This is a genomic window from Stenotrophomonas sp. SrG (assembly GCF_050031795.1).
GTDB classification, from domain to species: Bacteria; Pseudomonadota; Gammaproteobacteria; order Xanthomonadales; family Xanthomonadaceae; genus Stenotrophomonas; species Stenotrophomonas rhizophila_A.
The window spans coordinates 1-229 of sequence record NZ_JBNBBE010001833.1 but is presented as its reverse complement, the minus strand read 5'-3'; the positions used below and the strand labels follow the sequence as shown (position 1 = coordinate 229).

Here is a 229-nt window from a genome sequence, read left to right as displayed (position 1 = left end):
GGACAGCACCATCTCGGCCCGGTCCCGCACTGGCGGGTTTTTTCACGAGCGGAGCTGGCAGTCACCTGGGGTGAGTGCTAATATCGCCGGACTTTTTCAAACCAATCAACAACTTAAGAGGCACGCAAGAACATCAAGCCGCTTCACGACCGCGTTGTGGTCAAGCCGATCGAAGCCGACGAAGTCTCCGCCGGCGGCAACGTGATCCCCGACTCGGCCAAGGAAAAGT

Annotated in this window: 1 pseudogene; it reads left to right on the top strand. The window is 58.5% G+C overall.

Annotation, left to right across the window (positions count from 1 at the left end):
* Positions 1-132: 132 nt before the first annotated feature.
* Positions 133-229 (top strand): annotated as a pseudogene (locus ACQG3P_RS25545) (co-chaperone GroES); the annotation flags it as partial.